The sequence below is a fragment of the Patescibacteria group bacterium genome (assembly GCA_028707495.1).
Lineage (GTDB): Bacteria > Patescibacteriota > Patescibacteriia > UBA2591 > JAQWAS01 > JAQWAS01.
Map to the genome: position 1 here is coordinate 22,182 of JAQWAS010000008.1, position 18,683 is coordinate 40,864.

Genomic DNA, 18,683 nt, shown 5'->3' on the forward strand with positions numbered 1-18,683 from the left:
GTGCTTCTCGTTTAACGAGAAGGGTGGATTGTAGATTTATACCGCTTGATTGAGAACTATATTGTCGTGGCTCAGCTACCAAATGGTGTGCCCGATTTTAGGATGAGCATTATACCTCCCAAATAGGGTTAAAAAGATCAAAATGGGTCTTTTCAGTAGCGAGATTAGTCACATACATATAAGCAAATACTTCGGCGTTGAACTGAAAAGACCCTGTCCAAGGATTTTAGCTCAACAAATCCATGACTGGAGGGTGGGTATTAAGCTATGGTGCGTAGGGCGTCCTTGGAATTCTTAGTCTCGGGGGAAGGGGTCAAAATAACCTCGCTGGGGTGATGGTTGTGTTAAGTGGGATTGTCAAACAGCCAGTTTTTCGAGATATAGTGTTAACGCCCAGCGAGGTCTTTATAATTAAAAAGAACAAAATTATTTTATATCTATAATATATAATTAATAAAAGAGAATGTCAAACAATTTTTTAAATATTTTTTTGTGGATAAAATGTTATTAGATATAATTGACATGATTTTTAGGCATGTTATAATATAATTTCAGTTAGCAGTCTCAAGCTTAGATTGCTAAATTAATTAGTTTAACATAATAAAAATATGTCATTACAACCATTACATGATCAAGTTATTATTAAACCCATCCAAGAAGATGAGGTGACTAAAGCTGGTTTGGTGTTACCAGATACAGCTGAAAAAGAAAAACCAGAAAAGGGCGAAGTTTTAGCAGTTGGTCCAGGTAAAATTTTAACCACCGGCCAACGAGCTGAAATGAGCGTTAAAGTTGGCGATCAAATTGTCTTTAAAAAATATTCTCCAGATGAAATTAAAATTGATGATCAAGAGGTTTATGTTATTCGAGATGAAGATATTATTGCCATTATTAAATAAAGATTAATAAATTAATAATTTAAATATACAATTATATGGCTAAACAAATTATTTTTGATGAAAAAGCTCGTAAAAAATTAAAAAGTGGCGTTGACCAATTAGCTAATGCGGTTAAAGTTACCTTAGGACCTAAGGGTAGAAATGTGGCCTTAGATAAAGGTTTCGGCTCGCCAACGATTACTTGTGACGGTGTAACAGTTGCTAAAGAAATTGAATTAGAAGATAAATTTGAAAACATGGGGGCGCAATTAGTCCAAGAAGTTGCTTCTAAAACCAACGATATTGCTGGTGATGGCACTACTACGGCTACCATTTTAGCTCAAGCGATTATCAACCAAGGTTTGAAAAATGTCACAGCTGGTTCCAGTCCACTTTTAATTAAAAAAGGTTTGGATCTAGGCATGCAAGCTATTACCGTCGAATTAAAAGAAAAAATTTCTCGACCAGTTAAATCCAAAGAAGAAATTGCTCAGGTGGCTTCGATTTCAGCTAATGATCAAAAGGTTGGAAATTTAATCGCCGAAGCCATGGAAAAAGTTGGTCAAGATGGCGTGATTACAGTTGAAGAATCACAGTCTTTTGGGATTGATGTGGAAGTAGTTGAAGGTATGCAATTTGATAAGGGTTATCTATCGCCCTATATGATTACTGATCCAGACAAAATGGAGGCTGTTTATGAAGATGCTCATATTTTGATTACGGATCAAAAAATTTCAAGTATCAAAGATATTTTGCCCTTGTTAGAAAAAATGGCTCAATCAGGAAGAAAGGATTTAGTTATTATTGCTGACGAAGTTGATGGTGAGGCTTTGGCCACTTTAGTGGTTAATAAATTGCGAGGAACTTTTAACGCTTTGGCGGTTAAAGCGCCAGGCTTTGGTGATCGTAAAAAAGAGATGTTGCAAGATGTAGCCGTTTTAACTGGTGGTAAATTTATCTCCGAAGAAGTTGGACTTAAACTAGAAAGCGTGACTATGGATGATTTGGGCCAAGCTCGGCGGGTGGTGGCAACTAAAGATAATACTACCATTGTTGAGGGTAAGGGTGATAAAAACGCCGTGGATGAGCGTATTGCTCAAATTAGAAAAAGCTTAGAAAAGGTTGATTCAGATTTTGATAAAGAAAAATTGCAAGAACGTTTAGCTAAATTAGCCGGTGGCGTGGCGGTGATTAAGGTTGGCGCTGCTACGGAAACCGAACAAAAAGAAATTCAACATCGCGTTGAAGACGCCCTAGAGGCGACCAAGGCCGCAGTTGAAGAAGGTGTAGTCGTTGGTGGTGGCGTAGCTTTATTACGAGCCTTACCGGCTTTAGATAAGCTAGAAGTTGAGGGCGAGGTTAAATTAGGCTTAGATATTTTAAAACGCGCTCTAGAAGAACCAGCTAAACAAATTGCAATTAATGCTGGTAAAGACGGCGCAGTAGTGGTGGAAGAAATTAAAAAACATAAAGATAACTATGGTTATAATGCTGCTTTAGACAAGTTTGAAGATTTGGTTGAGGCTGGGATTATTGATCCAACCAAAGTAACTCGTTCAGCCTTGCAAAATGCAGTTTCAATTGCTAGTCTTATTTTAACCACAGAGGCTTGCGTGACTGATATTCCAAAAGAAAAAGATGATAATCCAATGTCGGCTATACCAGGTGGTATGTCAGGAATGGGCATGTAATTAGTTGAATAAATTTAAAAAAAGGACCGGAGAATTCCGGTCTTTTTTGATTGTCTTATTTTCTAGTTAGAATAAGATTGAGGCTGTATTGATGGTGCAAAAGCCATCTCGTGGCTGTCAGCGATTGGGTTAGAATCTGCAGCATATTTATACACTGGGTCGAATCTTCCGAAAAGCAGACTGGAGTGGGTGGGTTGATTATAACCATATCCATTGAATAGGGAAAGTCTTCAATGGCAACCTGATAGTCGCCGTGATTGTCTAGGTTGTTTGGTAGTTGGTATGAGAACATAACAAAGCAGTTGATACTTTTAATTGCGTTTTCACTGCAGTCAATCAAGTTTTCAACCGCCGATTCAGGATCGTAATAGCCAAAAGCATCTTTAGGTAATTCTTGCCAATCTCCCAGGCAAGGTCCATCAGCGAAAGAATGGTCGTAAATGCCAGCATGGCTGACACAGACGGTTTGGCGTTGAACTAACGATTGTTGAGAACAGCCGAAGCCGACCAATAGCAGACAGATTAGAGCTATCGTCCAGCTTAATTTAAAAGAACGCATACGTCCTCCTTCGAAATAAAAGAAATTGAAACAGAGGGTGACTATTTAATGAGTTTAGCGCATTTGGTTTTTTTTGTCAAGAGTGGTATAATAAAAAAAAGAATTTTAAAAAATAAAAATATGTTAATAATTTGGATTTTAGTTTTTGCGGTGAGCTTATTTGTCTTAATTAAAGCGGCTGATTATTTTACCGATGCTGCTTCAAAATTAGGTTTAATTTTAGGTTTGTCACCATTTATTGTTGGTGTAGTTATTGTGGGCGTTGGCACATCTTTACCGGAATTAGCATCTTCAATTAGTGCCGTTTTAAAGGGCACAACTGAAGTGGTGGCGGGCAATGTTGTTGGTTCTAATATTGCTAACATTTTATTAATTATTGGTTTGAGTGCTGTTATTTTTAAAAAAATAGAAGTCAAACGTGAATTAATTAATTTAGATTTACCCTTGTTGGCTGGAACTACGGTTATTTTAATTGTTTTATTATTGTGGGATGGGGTATTTAATTTTTTTGAAGCATTAGTTGCTTTGTTGGTTTATGGAATTTATATTCATTACGTTTTTAAAAATCACGATCATGATTTTAAACCGATTAAAATTCATAAAGAAAAAATAGATTTTAAATTAATTGCTATTTTAATTTCAAGTGTTGTTTTTATTTGTTTAGGAGCGAATTATGTAATTGAATCGGTAATTAAAATTTCACAAATTTTAAATATTGGCACGGCCATTATTTCTTTAAGTGCAGTAGCTTTGGGCACGTCTTTGCCAGAATTATTTGTTTCAATTAGTGCGGCTAAGAAAAAAGATTATGAAATGGCCTTGGGTAATGTTTTTGGTTCAAATATTTTTAATGGTTGTGTGGTGATTGGTATTCCAGCTTTAATCCATAATTTAGAAATCTCAGCCACCATAATTACTATTGGTTTGCCCTTTTTAATTATAGCAACGATTTTGTATGTAATTTCAGGTATTAAACGGATGGTTTATGTTTGGGAGGGCGCTTTATATGTTTTAATATATTTTGTTTTTCTAGCTAAAATATTTAATTTATTTTAATTTTTAAAAATATGCCAGACAAAAAATTATCAGCTGAAACTTTAAATAATCAAGATAAAGTTTTGGCAGCCATCAGTTACATATGGATTTTATGGGTTATTCCTTTTGTTATTAATCATAAAAAAGATTTTGTGATCCAGCACGCCAAACAAGGCCTACTTTTATTTATTTGCGAAATTGTAGCTTGGAGTTTGGGTGTTTTGCCGTTTATTGGTTTTCTTTTAGGATCAATGGCTTGGATGTTGTGTATTATTTTAGTGATAATTGGAATTATTAAAGCCATTAATGGCGAAGCTTGGCAAATTCCCTATATTGGCCATTTAGTTGATAAAATAAATAATAAATAAAAATAATTTTTATGACACACACAAATAAATTTGTTTATTGGTTTAAGGAATTAAACATTAAAGATGTATCTCAAGTTGGAGGTAAAAATGCTTCTTTGGGCGAAATGTATCAAAAATTAATTTCCAAGGGCGTGCGTGTGCCAAACGGTTTTGCAACGACCGCTGAAGCTTATCAATATTTTTTAAAACAAAGTGGGTTAGCTGACGAAATTAAAACAACCCTACATGGTTTAGATGTGACCAATATCAAAGAATTAATGAAACGAGGTGAGAAAATTCGCCAAATGATTTTGAAGGCCGATTTACCATTAGAACTAGAAAAACAAATTCGGCAGGCTTATCAAAAATTAGCCCAAGAATATAAAAATAAAAAAGTTGATGTCGCCGTGCGGTCATCAGCTACAGCTGAAGATTTACCAACAGCTTCTTTTGCTGGACAGATGGAGTCATATTTAAATATTCAAGGTGAAGACGAAGTTATAAAAATTGTTAAAAAATGTTTTAGTTCTTTGTTCACAAATCGAGCAATTGTTTATCGTGAAGAAAAAGGCTTTGATCATTTAAAAATTTCTTTATCAGCCGGAATTCAAAAAATGGTAAGATCCGATTTGGCTTGTTCGGGGGTGATGTTTTCCTGCGACACTGAGTCGGGTTTTGCTGATATGACAGTCATTAACTCTTCTTGGGGATTGGGAGAAAATATTGTTCAGGGCAAAGTTACGCCAGATGAGTTTATGGTTTATGAGCCATTAATTGATAAATTTAAACCCATTGTTAGTCGTAAATTAGGTTTAAAAGAATGGCGCATGGTTTATGATTTAAAAGGATCTAAGCCAACTAAAAATTTAAAAACTACTGAGCAGGAACAAGAAAAATTTACCCTAACCGACAAGGAAGTCATCGAATTGGCTAGATATTCAGTCGCCATTGAAAACCATTATAAAAGGCCGATGGATATTGAGTGGGCCAAGGACGGTCAGGATAAAAAATTATATATTTTACAAGCGCGACCAGAAACCGTTCAATCACAAAAAAATGTTGATGTTTTAGAAAATTATATTTTTACTGATAAAATAAAGAAACATCAATCGAAATTAATTGCCAGGGGAGTGGCTGTTGGTTCTAAAATTGCCAACGGGCGAGCACATATTATTCAAGACGTTAAAGATATCGAAAAATTTAAAGCTGGTGAAATTTTAGTGACTGAAATGACCGATCCGGATTGGGTACCAATTATGAAAATTGCTAAAGCGATTGTTACTAACGCTGGCGGTCGGGTGTGTCATGCGGCTATTGTTTCACGTGAATTAGGTATTCCTTGTATTGTGGGGACAGGCGAGGCGACAGCTAAAATCAAAAATAAACAAAAGATTACAGTTTCATGTGCTGAAGGCGAAGAGGGGTTAGTTTATAATGGTTTATTGCCGTTTAAAATTCAACGAACTTCAATTAAAAATATGCCTCAGCCTAGAACTAAGATTATGATGAACGTGGGAGAGCCCGAGCAAGCTTTAAGTTTTAGTTTTATTCCAAATGATGGCGTAGGATTAGCGCGTGAGGAATTTATTATCAATAATTATATCAATATCCACCCTTTAGCTTTAATTAATTACAATAAAATTAAAGACAAACAAGTTAAACAGCAAATAGATAAAATTACGGCAGGCTACAAAGACAAAAAGCAATTTTATATTGATAAACTAGCTGAAGGTATTGGTCGCATCGCAGCGGCTTTTTATCCTAAAGATGTAATTGTGCGCTTATCAGATTTTAAAACCAATGAATATGCCAATCTAATTGGCGGTCAAAATTATGAACCACAAGAGAGCAACCCTATGATTGGTTGGCGTGGAGCCTCACGTTATTATGATCCTAACTATAAACCAGCTTTTGATTTAGAATGTCTAGCTATTAAAAAAGTTAGACACGAAATGGGATTAGATAACGTAATTATTATGGTACCATTTTGTCGAACTATTAACGAAGGGCAAAAAGTGCTTAAAATTTTAGATGAACATAAGTTGAGAAATAAATATAAAAATTTAAAACCGCTTCAGGTTTATGTGATGTGTGAGATTCCGTCGAACGTAATTTTAGCTGATGAGTTTTCAAAACTTTTTGATGGCTTTTCAATTGGTTCAAATGATTTAACTCAATTAACTTTGGGTTTAGATAGGGATTCAAGTTTAGTGGCGCATATTTTTGACGAAAGAAATGAAGCTGTCAAAAAATTAATTCAACAGGTTATTCAGGTTGCTCACAAAAATAAATGTAAGGTTGGGATTTGTGGCCAAGCGCCGTCAGATTTTCCAGAGTTTGCTCAATTTTTGGTTGAATGCGGCATTGATTCAATCTCATTAAATCCAGATACCGTTATTAAAACCACTTTAGATATTGCCAAAACCGAGAGGAAAATAAAAAAGTAGTTTTGAATTAAAATAAAAAAAAGAAGGGCGTCCTAAAAAGGATGCCCTTTATATTCAGCCTACGGTAGAGTAAAAAATGGATACCATTCTTCGCCTTCAATTTTAATGGTGATGGCGATTTGATCACCGCTTTGAAAGTAGGCAGTATGTTCATATGTTTTACCACCGCCAACACTTCCATTATATATATCCAGCCAAGATCCGTCACTTAATCTTTCAATCTGAATGCGAGCGTAATTCCAGTTTAAATTTTTAATGACAAGCCGTTGGTTATTAATGTCGAAGGTTATTTCGACGTTAGCTTCTTTGATGGTAGTGACACCATCATCGGTTGTATATATGACTGGATTGTCACAGCCCGTTAGAACAAGCACCAGCCAAACAATGATGAAAGGAACTATTTTTTTCATTTTTTCTCCCTTTTTGTTTTTTTATCTTTTCATACATTTTATCATATCTAAAATTTTTTGTCAAGGTGACAACTTTATAATATCCCTTGACATGTTTTTATAAATAATATATACTGGATAATGTTTTTATCGCACATTTTAACCTTTTAAAAGGAGGCCCATGTCAAGAAAGTTGTTGGTTGGAGAGATAAGAGGCTTCGGGTGTTTTCCCGTCAGAGGCATAAGTGGTGTGATCATGAATTTTTGTGGTCGCAAAATTTATATTAGCCCAAAAGGAACGGATCCTTCGACTAGAGTTTATCTTGAGACGCCAGACAGAAGGCGTTTATGGCAAGAAGTTCCCCCTGGGGATAAAAAAAGCTTAAGAGATGGAGACATTTTCTGTGTTGTTCGGATGGGTGGAAGCGAAAAAGAGGGAGTTTTTATCCGCAGATTCATAGTTAAAATCAAGCCAGGCAATTCCTTGGCTTATAGAAAAAGGGTAGTCAAACGTTCACCTCGTCCACGTCATGGTTCTTTTTCTTAGCTCAGATTTAAAAGTCCTCTCCGGAGGGCTTTTTTATTTTCAAAAAATATGTTAAGTTAATTATATCAATTATATTAAAAAGGAGAGATCGCATATGTGCCCAAGGCACACCCGCCTAGGGCGGGGTGGTCGAGCAAAAATCAAAACTAAAATTAAATAAATTGAAGAACTATTTTTTAAAACAGGCAAAGGAAGAGAAAGATTAAAATATTTATTGAGAGATATATTTTATGGAGAGATCGCATAGTGGTCGAGTGCGCACGCTTGGAAAGCGTGTATACCGCAAGGTATCGGGGGTTCGAATCCCCCTCTCTCCGCCAATTAATTTTTAACAAATTAAAATTATGGCAATCATTAGACCATTTAAAGCTTTGCGACCAAGTCAAGAAAAAGTTAATTTAGTTGCAAGCGTGCCTTATGATGTAGTTAATCGTCAAGAGGCCAAAGATTTAGTTCAAAATAACGAATTAAGTTATTTAAAAATTACTCGCGCCGAGATAGATTTACCTGAAGAAATAGATGCTTATGCGGAAGAAGTTTATTTAAAAGCTAAAGAAAATTTAGAAAAAATTATTCAGCAAGCACTGCTTAATGTTGATGATCGTCCGCGTTTTTATCTTTATAGATTAATTATGGATGGTCGAAGCCAAACTGGCATTTGTGCAACCTTTTCAGTTGATGATTATGATAATGATATTATTCTTAAACATGAGAAAACCCGCAAAGCGAAAGAAGACGATAGAACAAGACATATTATTACCACCAACGCGCAAACCGGAGTAGTTTTTTTAACTTATCGAGGCGTTGAAAAGGTAAATGAAATTACAAATAAAGTTTTAAATGAAATTACACCAGAATATGATTTTATTTCAGCTGATGGTATTCAACATTCAATCTGGCTATTACCAGATGAATATAATCAAACAATTCAAGATGAGTTTACTAAAATTAATAATCTTTATGTAGCCGATGGACACCATCGAGCCAAAAGCGCTAGTCGAGCCAGAGAGGAAAAAATGAAAAATAATCCCAATCATACCGGCGAAGAAGAATATAATTATTTTATTGCAGTGGCTTTTCCGGCTGGAGAGTTAAAAATTTTACCATACAATCGAGTTGTCCTTGATTTAAATAATTTAAGTCAAGAAGAATTTTTAAATAAAATTCAAGAAAATTTTGACATACAAAAAACGGAAATTAAAGAACCACAAAACCAAAGAGAATTTTGTATGTATTTTAATCAAGAATGGTATTTGTTAAAACCTAAAAATGAGATTATTCAAAATTTAGAACAAGTTGAATCGGTTGGTGAAAAATTAGATGTAAGTATTTTGCAAAATTATTTATTAAATCCTATTTTAGGAATTGATGATCCGCGAACTAATAATCGAATTGATTTTATTGGTGGAATTCGAGGAACTCAAGAATTGGAAAAATTGGTTGAGACTGGTAAAGCGGTTGTGGCCTTTTCACTTTACCCGGTTAGTCTGGACGATCTAATGAATATTTCTGATAATGGTGAAGTGATGCCACCCAAATCAACTTGGTTTGAGCCAAAATTAAGGGATGGATTGCTGACACATTTGATTTAGTAAAATAAAGTTATAAAATTAAAATAAAAATCCGTCATTTTTTGACGGGTTTTTGTTTTTAAATAATGCGCTTCGCGCATTTTGGCTAACGTTTCCCGATGAAGCGAAGTTTCAATTCTTTCTTCCTTATTATCAATAAAGAAAAGAAAGGATTGAAATTTGGGTCGGAAGAAAATTTTATTCATTATTATATTAATAAAGGAAATTTTCTGGAGTCGCTTATCGCGGTGTTAGACGTAGTTTTTGTAAACACGTTACTTAATTCTTTGGGCAATTACGTTAAGTTTAGTAAAATCAAGCTCTTCTTTTTTTTCGGCTTTTCTCTCATGTCGTTTTAAGATCTTAAATCCAATGTCATTTAACAAACTTTCGATTTCATCTGAAGCAATGATATTTAGAAATAACTTTTCATCTGGTTTAAATGGTTCGTCTATAAATAATTCTTCTGACTGGCCAGACTGCAAGCCGATGTACATAACGCCATCGTCGCTTAACATACGTGAAAAATTTTCTAGAGTTTTTGGAACGTCAACTTTGGGTATGTGAATAAGCGAGCAAGAAGCAATAACACCATCAAATTTCTTATCTTCAAATTTTAAATGTCTAATATCTTCTAAACGAAAATCAATCTGAGGATAATTGCTTTTTGCGGTTTCGAGCATTTTCTCGGAAAGGTCAACACCAACCACATTGCAACCTTTTGACGTTGCATATTTAGAATCAATGCCAACTCCACAACCAACGTCTAAGATACTAGCGTTTCTAGGTAGAAGTTCCAAAAACTCGTCGAGGTATTCCGAAGGTTCGTTAAATTCATCGGCGTATGCTTTAGATATTTTGTTGTATACATTAACTGCTTTATAGCTATTATCCATAGAGAAAAAAGAAGAGCGGTTGTTTAGATTAAACGTTAATATTAGAAAGTGTTTACAAAAATTTCGTCTAACGTCCGCGTGTATCTGAAGTTTTCATCCCGATTAAATTGAATAATTTTGATTATCAGATGCACGCTTTTTGATAGAACTCCACCCAAATCCTCATCTATATTAAGGGATGAAAATTTGGGCGGAGGAAAATTGGCACTCCTTAAAGATTTAATTAACGCCAATTTTCCGTAGCTAGATACACGCTGTTTTGTGATGTAAACAGAAATTTCTTTTCCTTAATGTAATTTTTTGGCAATTTATTTTCCCAAGGCGGAAATCAATTCCTCCAAATCGTTATTATCTCCAATCTTACTACCTTTGTGCGTGAGTAACACTCCGAGTGTAAAACCATTTTTATCTGTATCTAGTGCTTCTTGTGCACTCGTAGCAAACCATTCGATATCACGCATAATTCTTTGTTTTTTTTCCGGATCTATTCCTTCAAGCACAGTAGATAAACGATTTGGAAGATTGATTAAAAGTTGAGCTCTTTCCTCAAGTTTTTGCTGACGGGTCGTAGTATCTTCTTTTGAGTGAAGTGCGGTATCAGCCTCTTGCTTCAAAGAGCGAAACTTTTCCGCCGTTTCCTTGAGAATTTGAAGAACTGGCTGAATCGACTCATTTTCTACATTCTCTTGTGGTGGAATGCTACCTTCAAATTTTTCTGACATAGTTTTTATAGTTAAATTATTAAACTGACTAAATTATATCACAAGCTATGTTCGACCGAAATAAATTGCCAAAAAAATCTTAAAAATAATAAAGAAATTTCTGGCTATTTCACATAACGTTACGAGTATCCGAAGTTTTTCTGAAGCGGAGCGGAAGAAAAATTTGGGTGGAGGCTTTTGAATAAAAGCCGTAACCGGATACTCGTTGTTAGCTGATGTATTCCTTTTCTTTTTTCCGACAGCAGTCGGAATTGTTTTAAAAAATTTTAAAATTTCTTTTTCCGTTTTGGATTTTGGGCAGAGGGGTTAGGGGTGAATTTTGCGAGCCAACCTATTTTCTTTTAGAAGTTTTACTAATCTCATTGTACCATATCCAGTTATTAGAATTCCTACAATTATGTTCAATATTTGCATAACAATTGTTGGTATTGTGCCTTTGAGTAAAGAAAAAATCAAAACAGCACCACCCATAAATATCAAAGTTGATAATCCAGTCCCTAGACCAAAAAAATACAGTTCTTTTTTCGTATAATTATATTCAATTGCTTTTGTTGAAAACAGACTTGTAAAAAAGACAATGCTCAATGGATTAGAAATCGCAAGTAAAAAAACGGATGTAAAGCTAGAAAAAAGACTTGATGTATTGATCACACTATCAGAAACTCCGCTACTTAAAGCTCCTTTTATAATTATTCCTCCAAAAATTATTAGAACAATTGAACTAATTGCTGCAAATATTTTACTTGTTTTTTTATTTTCGAGCAATTTTCCGATACCAAAAGCAGAAAGAGCAATGTAAATGTATCCAACAATTGTCGCCGCAAAAACTCCCATTAGCCCATCAAGAATGGTTTTCTGAAGAGTAAGATTAATCACAAAAAAGAAGATTGGTCCAATTGCCAATTGAATTACAAACCCTGTGAATAAACCGTTTTTTATAACTCCTAAATTTTTTTTCATTAATTTTTTCATTAATTTAGATAAAAAAGTTCCTTATCCCCCTCCTTAAAAAATCAAAAATCTTGTTTTGTTTCCTGATTTCAATTCTGACTTTCAACCGTAGAAGAGATAAAAAATGTATGTCGCCTAACGTATCAAGTATATGGGAAGTTTTAGCTACGGAGTAGCTAAAATTTGGATGGAGCTAAAAATATAATTTATTTTCTGTTAATACCTGCTACCAACTCTATCAGTGCACTCAAAGTGAATTTTATCATCGTTGAATACTTCTACCACCTTATAAGTCCCTTTAGTATATATTTGCTCATTATCCATAAAATGACAAACTTCTAATATTTTAATACTGGCTTTTGGCTTTGACCACTTACCATTACCCATAGTTTCGATCAAGGGCACCTCACCCCAGAGCCAATAGCACCTTTGCTCACTTTTTAAAAAAGAATAAATCTTATCTACTTCTAAAACTTCAGGAATACACTCCTCAAGTTTTCTATTACCTTCTTTATACTCCTTAATGTTTCTGAGCGCTAACTCAGGATTGAATTCTACTTTTATACCCATAAAAAATAAATTATATTTTTAAAGCGTAATCCTATATACTTTGTTATACGACAGTTTGCTGAAGCAGCAAATTTCGTATAACATCAGGGATAAAAGAAGTTTTCGTAGCGTAGCGGAGAAAATTTGGGAAAATTGCGAGCCGAGCAATTTTCCTTTTATCCCTTGTTATATGACCCGAGCGTAACGCAGTGGAGCGAGAGCGCAGCGTGGCTTTAGCGTATTTTGGTGGCAATTTATCCATATTATTCTAAAAACTTTTATTTCCCGTGAGCGATAGCGAACACATTATTAGGGGGCGAAAAAATTTTGTCGCGATAGCGACTCCTTATTTTTCCATTGAAATAACTTTGATTTGACAAAGTTCTCTGAATCCAATTACACCATGCTCTCTACCCATACCCGACTTTTTGTATCCTCCAAATGGGTTACAAGACAACCAGTGGAGAGCATTATTAATTTCAACTGTCCCGGAATTTATTTTCGAGGCGACACCTTTAGCACGTTCCAAATCCTTTGTAAAAACAATAGAACCTAGCCCATACACGGTGTCGTTAGCAAGAGATATGGCTTCTTCTTCTGTTTCAAAAGTAATTACTGGCAATACTGGACCAAAAACTTCTTCATTCCAAACTTGCATGTCTTTGGTTATGCTTGTAAGTAAAGTAGGTAAGTAGAAAGCACCATTCACATCTTTAGGCGAACTTCCTCCAGTAATAATTTTAGCTCCTTTATCAAGCGCATCTTTTATCTGGCTTTCTAATAAATCAAGCTGTCTTTTCGCTACTAAACTTCCCATGTCAGTTTCTGGGTTTTCAGGATCACCAATCTTCTGCGATTCAATTTTTTGCTTCAGAGCCTCAATTAATTTATCAGCGATTGATTCATGAACGATTAATCTCTTTAGGGCGTCGCATGTTTGCCCGCAAAGCTTGAATCTTTTGGCGTAAATTTTATCAACAATTTTTTCAATATCTACATCCTCGAAAACAACACATGGATTGGAACCACCTAGTTCTAAAATTGCCTTGATAAATTTTTCTCCTGCCAATTTGAATAATTGTTGTCCGACTTTGGTGCTTCCAGTAAACCAGATCAAGTCAATATTTTCTTGTGCTAACTTCCAGCCGACTTCTCCGTCTCCGTAAACCTCGGAAAAAACTCCTTCAGGAAGATTGTGGGAAAGCATAATGTCTTCAATTAACTTTCCAACCAGCGGACACTCTTCTGAAATTTTAAAAACTACTGTATTGCCAGCAAGAAGATTAGGAACTACTCCCCAAACGAACATTCCGAACGGATGATTCCAAGGAGTTATAACTGCTGCTGTGCCAATGGGCTCATAAATAATTTTATGAATTGACTCGTTATCTTCATGCGTTATCTCATCAGAAAGTGCCGATTCCGCATTATCTAAAAACCATTTAATTTTATTTATATGACCATTAACAATTGCCTTACTTTCAGTAATTGCTCTACCAGTCTCTTTTGTTGCTAATATAGCAATTTTGTCAGCGTTATCTTGAAAGTCTTGATATATGGGTTTTAGTAGTTCAATCCTTTTTTTTATACTCATTTCTTTCCACATGGTTTTTATCTGATTAGCACGATATACTTTTTCAGAAATACCTTTGTCTGTTGAGATTTCTATTTCGCCAACTACTTCGTAGTTTTTTGCGGGATTTGTTGATATTAGTTTAGCCATAGTAATAGTAATTACATTAGTATTTAAAATTTTTTCGCCCCCATTTTGCGTAACGATAGTGAAGCAAAATTTAATAAAATAAAGGGAAATAAAAGTTTTTTCATTTTAAAATTCAAATTGCCACCAAAATATGTCATATAACATTTCCGCATGATGCGAAGTCCAAATCGATACATTATTAAAATTAATAATAAAAGAGATTTGGATTTGGGTGAAAGAAATTTATATTCCTTAATTTATTTTGCAGCGGAGCGGAAAAAGTTTAGATTATGTAAATTTCTGGAACCGCATATGCAGGTGTTATATGATGTACATCACAAAATTTCGAGTTTATATAGATTAACTGCGTTAAGAAAAAAAATCTTTTCCTCGGTTTTAGAATCTAACCCTAAATCTTTGATTAACTCTATATGTTTATCGACAGGGCACATTGGCCAGTCAGTGCCAAACAAAACATTATCAGGTTTTTTCGTAACAGTTTTTTTCAATGTTTGTACAACTAAATCCCAACCTCCACTAGTTTCTATTACTTCATCATCCGCCATTGCCGAAGTATCGTAATAAATATTTTTCAAGTCTTTGGTAATCTCATAACAATATTCCATCTTAGGCCAAAAAAAATGTGAAATGACGACTTTTAAGGTTTTATATTTTTCTACGATTTCAACTAGATATTTTGGGTCATTATACTTTGCACAATCATCATCTCCAGTGTTTACCCCAGTATGAAAAACAACGGGAATATCGTGCTCAGTGCATAAATCATAAACTGGTTGACATTTCTCATCTGTGGGATAAAAGGGGTCGTGTCCTGGAAAAAGCTTGATAGCGCAAATTTTTTTGGCCATTATCAATGATTCTAGATTTAATATTTGTTTTTCTATGTCTTGAAAAATATTTATGGCTCCCATTGAAAAAAACTGTTTATCGTCTCCAATGATTTCAAACATGGTTTTCATATCAGCACATTTTGGATTTGGCACGTTATCGGGAATAACAATCGAATAATCAATGCCGTATTTTTTCATTGATTCTAAAAGTTCTTTTTTTACTTCAAAAAGATTTTTTTTCTCTTCATCTAAGTAGGATATATGTAAATGGCTGTCGATTATCATAATTTTGTGATGTATTTCATATAACGTTCCAGTATATCTGATGTTTGCCGTAGCGATAGCGGAGGCAAATATGGGTCGAGCGACGGCAGGAACGAGCCAGATATACTGTGTTGTGCGAGGGTGATTTTCTGGAGTGATAACAGAAGAAAATCAAGTGCAACGACCCCGAAGCGTATTTTTCAATATTTTTTCATTCCTTATTATTTTGTTGAAGAATTTTATCATTATTTGGAATTTTTATTTTTTTATCCTTATTTTAGTTCTAATATTTCAATAGTTGGTGGAATACCTAGTCTCATTGGTAAACCTATTTCTCCAATTCCAGCTGTTACAAATACTTTTCCATAATTATTTTCTGTAAAAATGATATTTTCTGTTGATTGAACAGTAACATGTTGAGGTATTAAATCATACAAGCCTTGATCAAAATTATAAATGCACGGAATCACATCTTTGTATACAAAAGGGATTCTAATTTGTCCTCCGTGTGTATGTCCAGCAATGGTTAGGTCAGGAATAGAATTGCCATATCTCAGTGTTGTATCTGGATTATGAGTTAAAATAATCAAATTATCGTCTTTTGAAAAATTATCAATTATTGAAATATCATCTTCATTTGCCCATCTATCTCCAAGTCCAATGATTTTTATGTTTTTATTTTTAATTATGCTATCTGTATTATGGAGAAACATTACACCATTATCTTCTAAAACTTGTTGTAGTTTTTTTTGAATTGGTGGACCAGGTTTTTCACTATCATGATTTCCGAGGACTGCATAAATAGGAACTTTAATATTTTTTAGGGGAGTAAATAATTTATCTAAATTTTCAGGTGGATAATATGTGAAGTCACCTGGAATTAAAACTGCATCAATATTTTCTATTTCATTAATTTTGCTCACAACTCTTTCTAGGAAATTTACATCTTTATATACTCCTAAATGCATATCTGAAATAATTACTAATTTTGCAGAAAATCCAACATTAATTTCTGTCGTTTTTACAAAAATCAAATTTCTTTCTATAAACCTTGCATAAATAAATAACAGAGAAAGTATTAAAAGTAATATTAAAATGATTGACGATATTTTATTTTTTAAAAGGTTTTTTCTCTTCTTGTATAAAAGAAAAAGTAAAAAAAATAAAAATGGTAAAACAAGATAAGAAGAATAGAAAACAAAATTATGCATTATACTGTATTTAAAAAATAAAAATTCCATTCCTTTTTAAATTCTTCAACAAAATTCCTTTTGAGAAAAAATATTGAAAAATATGTCGCACAACGTTTCTGTGTATCTGAAGTTTTTGCCTTTCTTCCTTATTATATTCTAAAATAAAGGAAAGGCAAAAATTTGGGTGGAGTAAAAGAGAAAAATTAAATAATTTACCTTATATTAAAGCCCTTTTTCAATTTTTTTGGTCGCCGAGCTTGACATAGATTAAATAATCTGCTATACTAAATAATCAGTAATTTTGCTGACAAATTGAACCCTAACAAAGGAGGAAGAAATGGATCTTACAATGCTTGGCGTCGGATTTATAGTCGGACATTTGCTTGCTCGGTTAATCCGAAAAAATGATCCGAACAAAGTGTTTGATTCCATCATGATCGGCATTGTTTTGGTTCTCATCCTGGGAAGCCGATACCATTTTTTCGGCGGCTAGGTTTAACCAGCCAGCCCCACACGAGCCTTCGCGGAAATAAAATCTGCGAGGGCTCTTTTCTTTAAAAAAATTGAAAAAGGCTTATTAAAAATAAAGAATTATTTAATTTTTCTCTTTTTACGGAACCAGATACACAGTGTTATCGGATGTAGCGACGGATTATATAGTTTTACGAACGGAGTATCACCGTTCTTTTTTAGTTGCTCAAATTTTTAATACTCATCATTACAAGTCGCTATTTCCGATAACGTATCGGGATATGAGAAGTTCAGTCCCGATTTAATTAGCTAATATTTGAATTATCTCACGATTTATTAGAAATTACCAACTATTTATTACTACCAGTAAAAGGGACTGAATTTGGGCGGAAAGAAATAATTTTTTTGTTATTTTTTTATTTTTTGGCAATACCTATTGATTTTTTTGGCTAATTGTGCTTAACTGTAGGGTCTATCAAATTCAACAAAAAGGAGGATAGCAGATGGACATCAGGTCAAAGTTGGATTATCCGGCTGGGGCGCTCACAAATTTTGCTCCGTTTACTTTCGAGATAGACGGTGTAAAATGCGCTTCAATGGAGGGTTTTCTTCAGTCACTCAAGACTGACGACCCGCTCGTTCAAAAAGAGATTTGCCAATTGGTCGGCATCGAAGCCAAGAACTGGGGCAATGAACACAACATCATCTGGAAAGAAACTCAAACGCTATACTGGCAGGGTCGTGAATATGACCGCCAAGGTGACGAGTACCAGAAGCTTATCGACAGGGCATACGATGAACTCGCCAAAAACGAGGAATTCAGAAAAGCACTGTTGGCAACTGGGCAGGAGGTGTTGACCCACTCAATTGGCAAATCGGATCCGTTCGAAACAATCCTGACGGAAGACGAATTCTGTTCAAGGCTCATGAAGCTTAGGAGCAAAATTACTTCCTAATGGCAGGAAGTCTGTCGGACGTCACAACCTACGAGGTTGAGACGTCCGTTTTTTATTGCCAAAAAATAACAAAAAAATTATTTCTTTCCGCCTCATATCCCGTGTTAGGCGATGTGCTTTATCCTTTTCTCTTAAAGCATTTCGCCTAACGTTTCTGCATGATCCGACGTACTTTTGAATGGAGTGAAAAAGTATGTTGGATATGCGGTGTTATACGTCGTAATAAAAAGTCGATTCCTTTTTTTATAGTTTATTTTTTATAATGTAATCTAAAGCTGTTATTGCTTTTTTAAGCGCTGTTTCGTATGTATATCCTTCACCACTACCTTCCTGACCAAGATCATTTTTTATAGTAACATCAGTCTTTTGTCCACGTTGGGATGTTTCTGTCACGACATATCCTTTTTCTTCCAATTCTTTTTTAAGATTGTCTAATTCTTGATTTGGTGTTGATTGCGGTTCTCTTTGTTCTAGTGTTTTCATAATTTTATAAGTTACCAAAATTATTAAAAAATATAAGGAGGATTTTTATTACGACGTATAACGTTTACGCATCATCTGAAGTTTTCATCCCGACTTAGCGGAATAAACTTTTGCTTTCAGGCTATGCTTTGTTTAATTATCTCTACCCAAACCTTCATCAGACTAAGGGATGAAAATTTGG

18 protein-coding genes and 1 tRNA gene are annotated in these 18,683 nt (G+C 34.4%); 9 read left to right on the forward strand and 10 right to left on the reverse strand.

What is annotated here, in order from left to right:
• Nucleotides 1–608: 608 nt before the first annotated feature.
• Nucleotides 609–899 (forward strand): co-chaperone GroES, encoded by a 291-nt coding sequence (locus tag PHS07_03530; protein MDD4607370.1) that lies wholly within the window; start codon nucleotides 609–611, stop codon nucleotides 897–899.
• A gap of 35 nt (nucleotides 900–934) precedes the next feature.
• The gene (gene groL, locus PHS07_03535) at nucleotides 935–2,569 is read left to right on the forward strand and encodes a chaperonin GroEL (GenBank protein ID MDD4607371.1); all 1,635 of its coding nucleotides are present in this window, start codon (nucleotides 935–937) and stop codon (nucleotides 2,567–2,569) included.
• Nucleotides 2,570–2,624: 55 nt separating this feature from the next.
• Here groL and PHS07_03540 read toward each other — a convergent pair whose 3' ends face one another.
• A complete protein-coding gene (locus PHS07_03540; GenBank protein ID MDD4607372.1) occupies nucleotides 2,625–3,128 on the reverse strand; it encodes a hypothetical protein in 504 nt (167 codons plus the stop codon).
• A 120-nt stretch (nucleotides 3,129–3,248) separates the two neighbouring features.
• On the opposite strand from PHS07_03540, the gene PHS07_03545 reads away from it, so the two are divergent.
• The 3 genes from PHS07_03545 to ppsA are packed head-to-tail and all read left to right on the forward strand — an operon-like array spanning nucleotide 3,249 to nucleotide 6,957.
• Nucleotides 3,249–4,184, forward strand: coding sequence for a calcium/sodium antiporter (locus PHS07_03545; GenBank protein ID MDD4607373.1), 936 nt, complete (start codon nucleotides 3,249–3,251; stop codon nucleotides 4,182–4,184).
• Nucleotides 4,185–4,195: 11 nt separating this feature from the next.
• On the forward strand, nucleotides 4,196–4,531 hold the full coding sequence (locus tag PHS07_03550; protein MDD4607374.1) for a DUF4870 domain-containing protein: 336 nt from the start codon (nucleotides 4,196–4,198) through the stop codon (nucleotides 4,529–4,531).
• A gap of 11 nt (nucleotides 4,532–4,542) precedes the next feature.
• Nucleotides 4,543–6,957, forward strand: coding sequence for a phosphoenolpyruvate synthase (gene ppsA / locus PHS07_03555; GenBank protein ID MDD4607375.1), 2,415 nt, complete (start codon nucleotides 4,543–4,545; stop codon nucleotides 6,955–6,957).
• A gap of 59 nt (nucleotides 6,958–7,016) precedes the next feature.
• Here ppsA and PHS07_03560 read toward each other — a convergent pair whose 3' ends face one another.
• Entirely contained in the window at nucleotides 7,017–7,331 is a 315-nt protein-coding gene (locus tag PHS07_03560) for a hypothetical protein (protein MDD4607376.1), read from the reverse strand.
• 196 nt (nucleotides 7,332–7,527) lie between these two features.
• Between PHS07_03560 and PHS07_03565 the strand changes: the two genes are divergently transcribed.
• The 3 genes from PHS07_03565 (at nucleotide 7,528) to PHS07_03575 (ending at nucleotide 9,485) form a co-directional block, all read left to right on the forward strand.
• Nucleotides 7,528–7,893 carry a hypothetical protein gene (locus PHS07_03565; protein MDD4607377.1) on the forward strand — a complete coding sequence of 122 codons (366 nt, stop codon included), beginning with the start codon at nucleotides 7,528–7,530 and terminating at the stop codon, nucleotides 7,891–7,893.
• A 232-nt stretch (nucleotides 7,894–8,125) separates the two neighbouring features.
• Nucleotides 8,126–8,213 (forward strand) — tRNA-Ser (locus tag PHS07_03570).
• Nucleotides 8,214–8,237: 24 nt separating this feature from the next.
• Nucleotides 8,238–9,485, forward strand: coding sequence for a DUF1015 family protein (locus PHS07_03575; GenBank protein ID MDD4607378.1), 1,248 nt, complete (start codon nucleotides 8,238–8,240; stop codon nucleotides 9,483–9,485).
• Nucleotides 9,486–9,739: 254 nt separating this feature from the next.
• Here PHS07_03575 and PHS07_03580 read toward each other — a convergent pair whose 3' ends face one another.
• The 7 genes from PHS07_03580 to PHS07_03610 form a co-directional block, all read right to left on the reverse strand.
• Nucleotides 9,740–10,360 carry a class I SAM-dependent methyltransferase gene (locus PHS07_03580; GenBank protein ID MDD4607379.1) on the reverse strand — a complete coding sequence of 207 codons (621 nt, stop codon included), beginning with the start codon at nucleotides 10,358–10,360 and terminating at the stop codon, nucleotides 9,740–9,742.
• A 308-nt stretch (nucleotides 10,361–10,668) separates the two neighbouring features.
• A complete protein-coding gene (locus PHS07_03585) occupies nucleotides 10,669–11,082 on the reverse strand; it encodes a hypothetical protein (protein MDD4607380.1) in 414 nt (137 codons plus the stop codon).
• 306 nt (nucleotides 11,083–11,388) lie between these two features.
• On the reverse strand, nucleotides 11,389–12,054 hold the full coding sequence (locus PHS07_03590) for a LysE family transporter (protein MDD4607381.1): 666 nt from the start codon (nucleotides 12,052–12,054) through the stop codon (nucleotides 11,389–11,391).
• A gap of 195 nt (nucleotides 12,055–12,249) precedes the next feature.
• Nucleotides 12,250–12,603 carry a hypothetical protein gene (locus PHS07_03595; protein MDD4607382.1) on the reverse strand — a complete coding sequence of 118 codons (354 nt, stop codon included), beginning with the start codon at nucleotides 12,601–12,603 and terminating at the stop codon, nucleotides 12,250–12,252.
• A 325-nt stretch (nucleotides 12,604–12,928) separates the two neighbouring features.
• On the reverse strand, nucleotides 12,929–14,305 hold the full coding sequence (locus PHS07_03600; GenBank protein MDD4607383.1) for an aldehyde dehydrogenase family protein: 1,377 nt from the start codon (nucleotides 14,303–14,305) through the stop codon (nucleotides 12,929–12,931).
• A 314-nt stretch (nucleotides 14,306–14,619) separates the two neighbouring features.
• Nucleotides 14,620–15,420: an amidohydrolase family protein gene (locus PHS07_03605; protein MDD4607384.1), complete on the reverse strand. Its 801-nt coding sequence runs from the start codon at nucleotides 15,418–15,420 to the stop codon at nucleotides 14,620–14,622.
• A 251-nt stretch (nucleotides 15,421–15,671) separates the two neighbouring features.
• A complete protein-coding gene (locus PHS07_03610) occupies nucleotides 15,672–16,610 on the reverse strand; it encodes a metallophosphoesterase (GenBank protein ID MDD4607385.1) in 939 nt (312 codons plus the stop codon).
• 956 nt (nucleotides 16,611–17,566) lie between these two features.
• On the opposite strand from PHS07_03610, the gene PHS07_03615 reads away from it, so the two are divergent.
• Entirely contained in the window at nucleotides 17,567–18,019 is a 453-nt protein-coding gene (locus PHS07_03615; protein ID MDD4607386.1) for a hypothetical protein, read from the forward strand.
• Between the two features lie 243 nt (nucleotides 18,020–18,262).
• On the opposite strand, the gene PHS07_03620 is transcribed toward PHS07_03615, so the two are convergent.
• A complete protein-coding gene (locus PHS07_03620; GenBank protein ID MDD4607387.1) occupies nucleotides 18,263–18,502 on the reverse strand; it encodes a hypothetical protein in 240 nt (79 codons plus the stop codon).
• Nucleotides 18,503–18,683 lie beyond the last annotated feature (181 nt).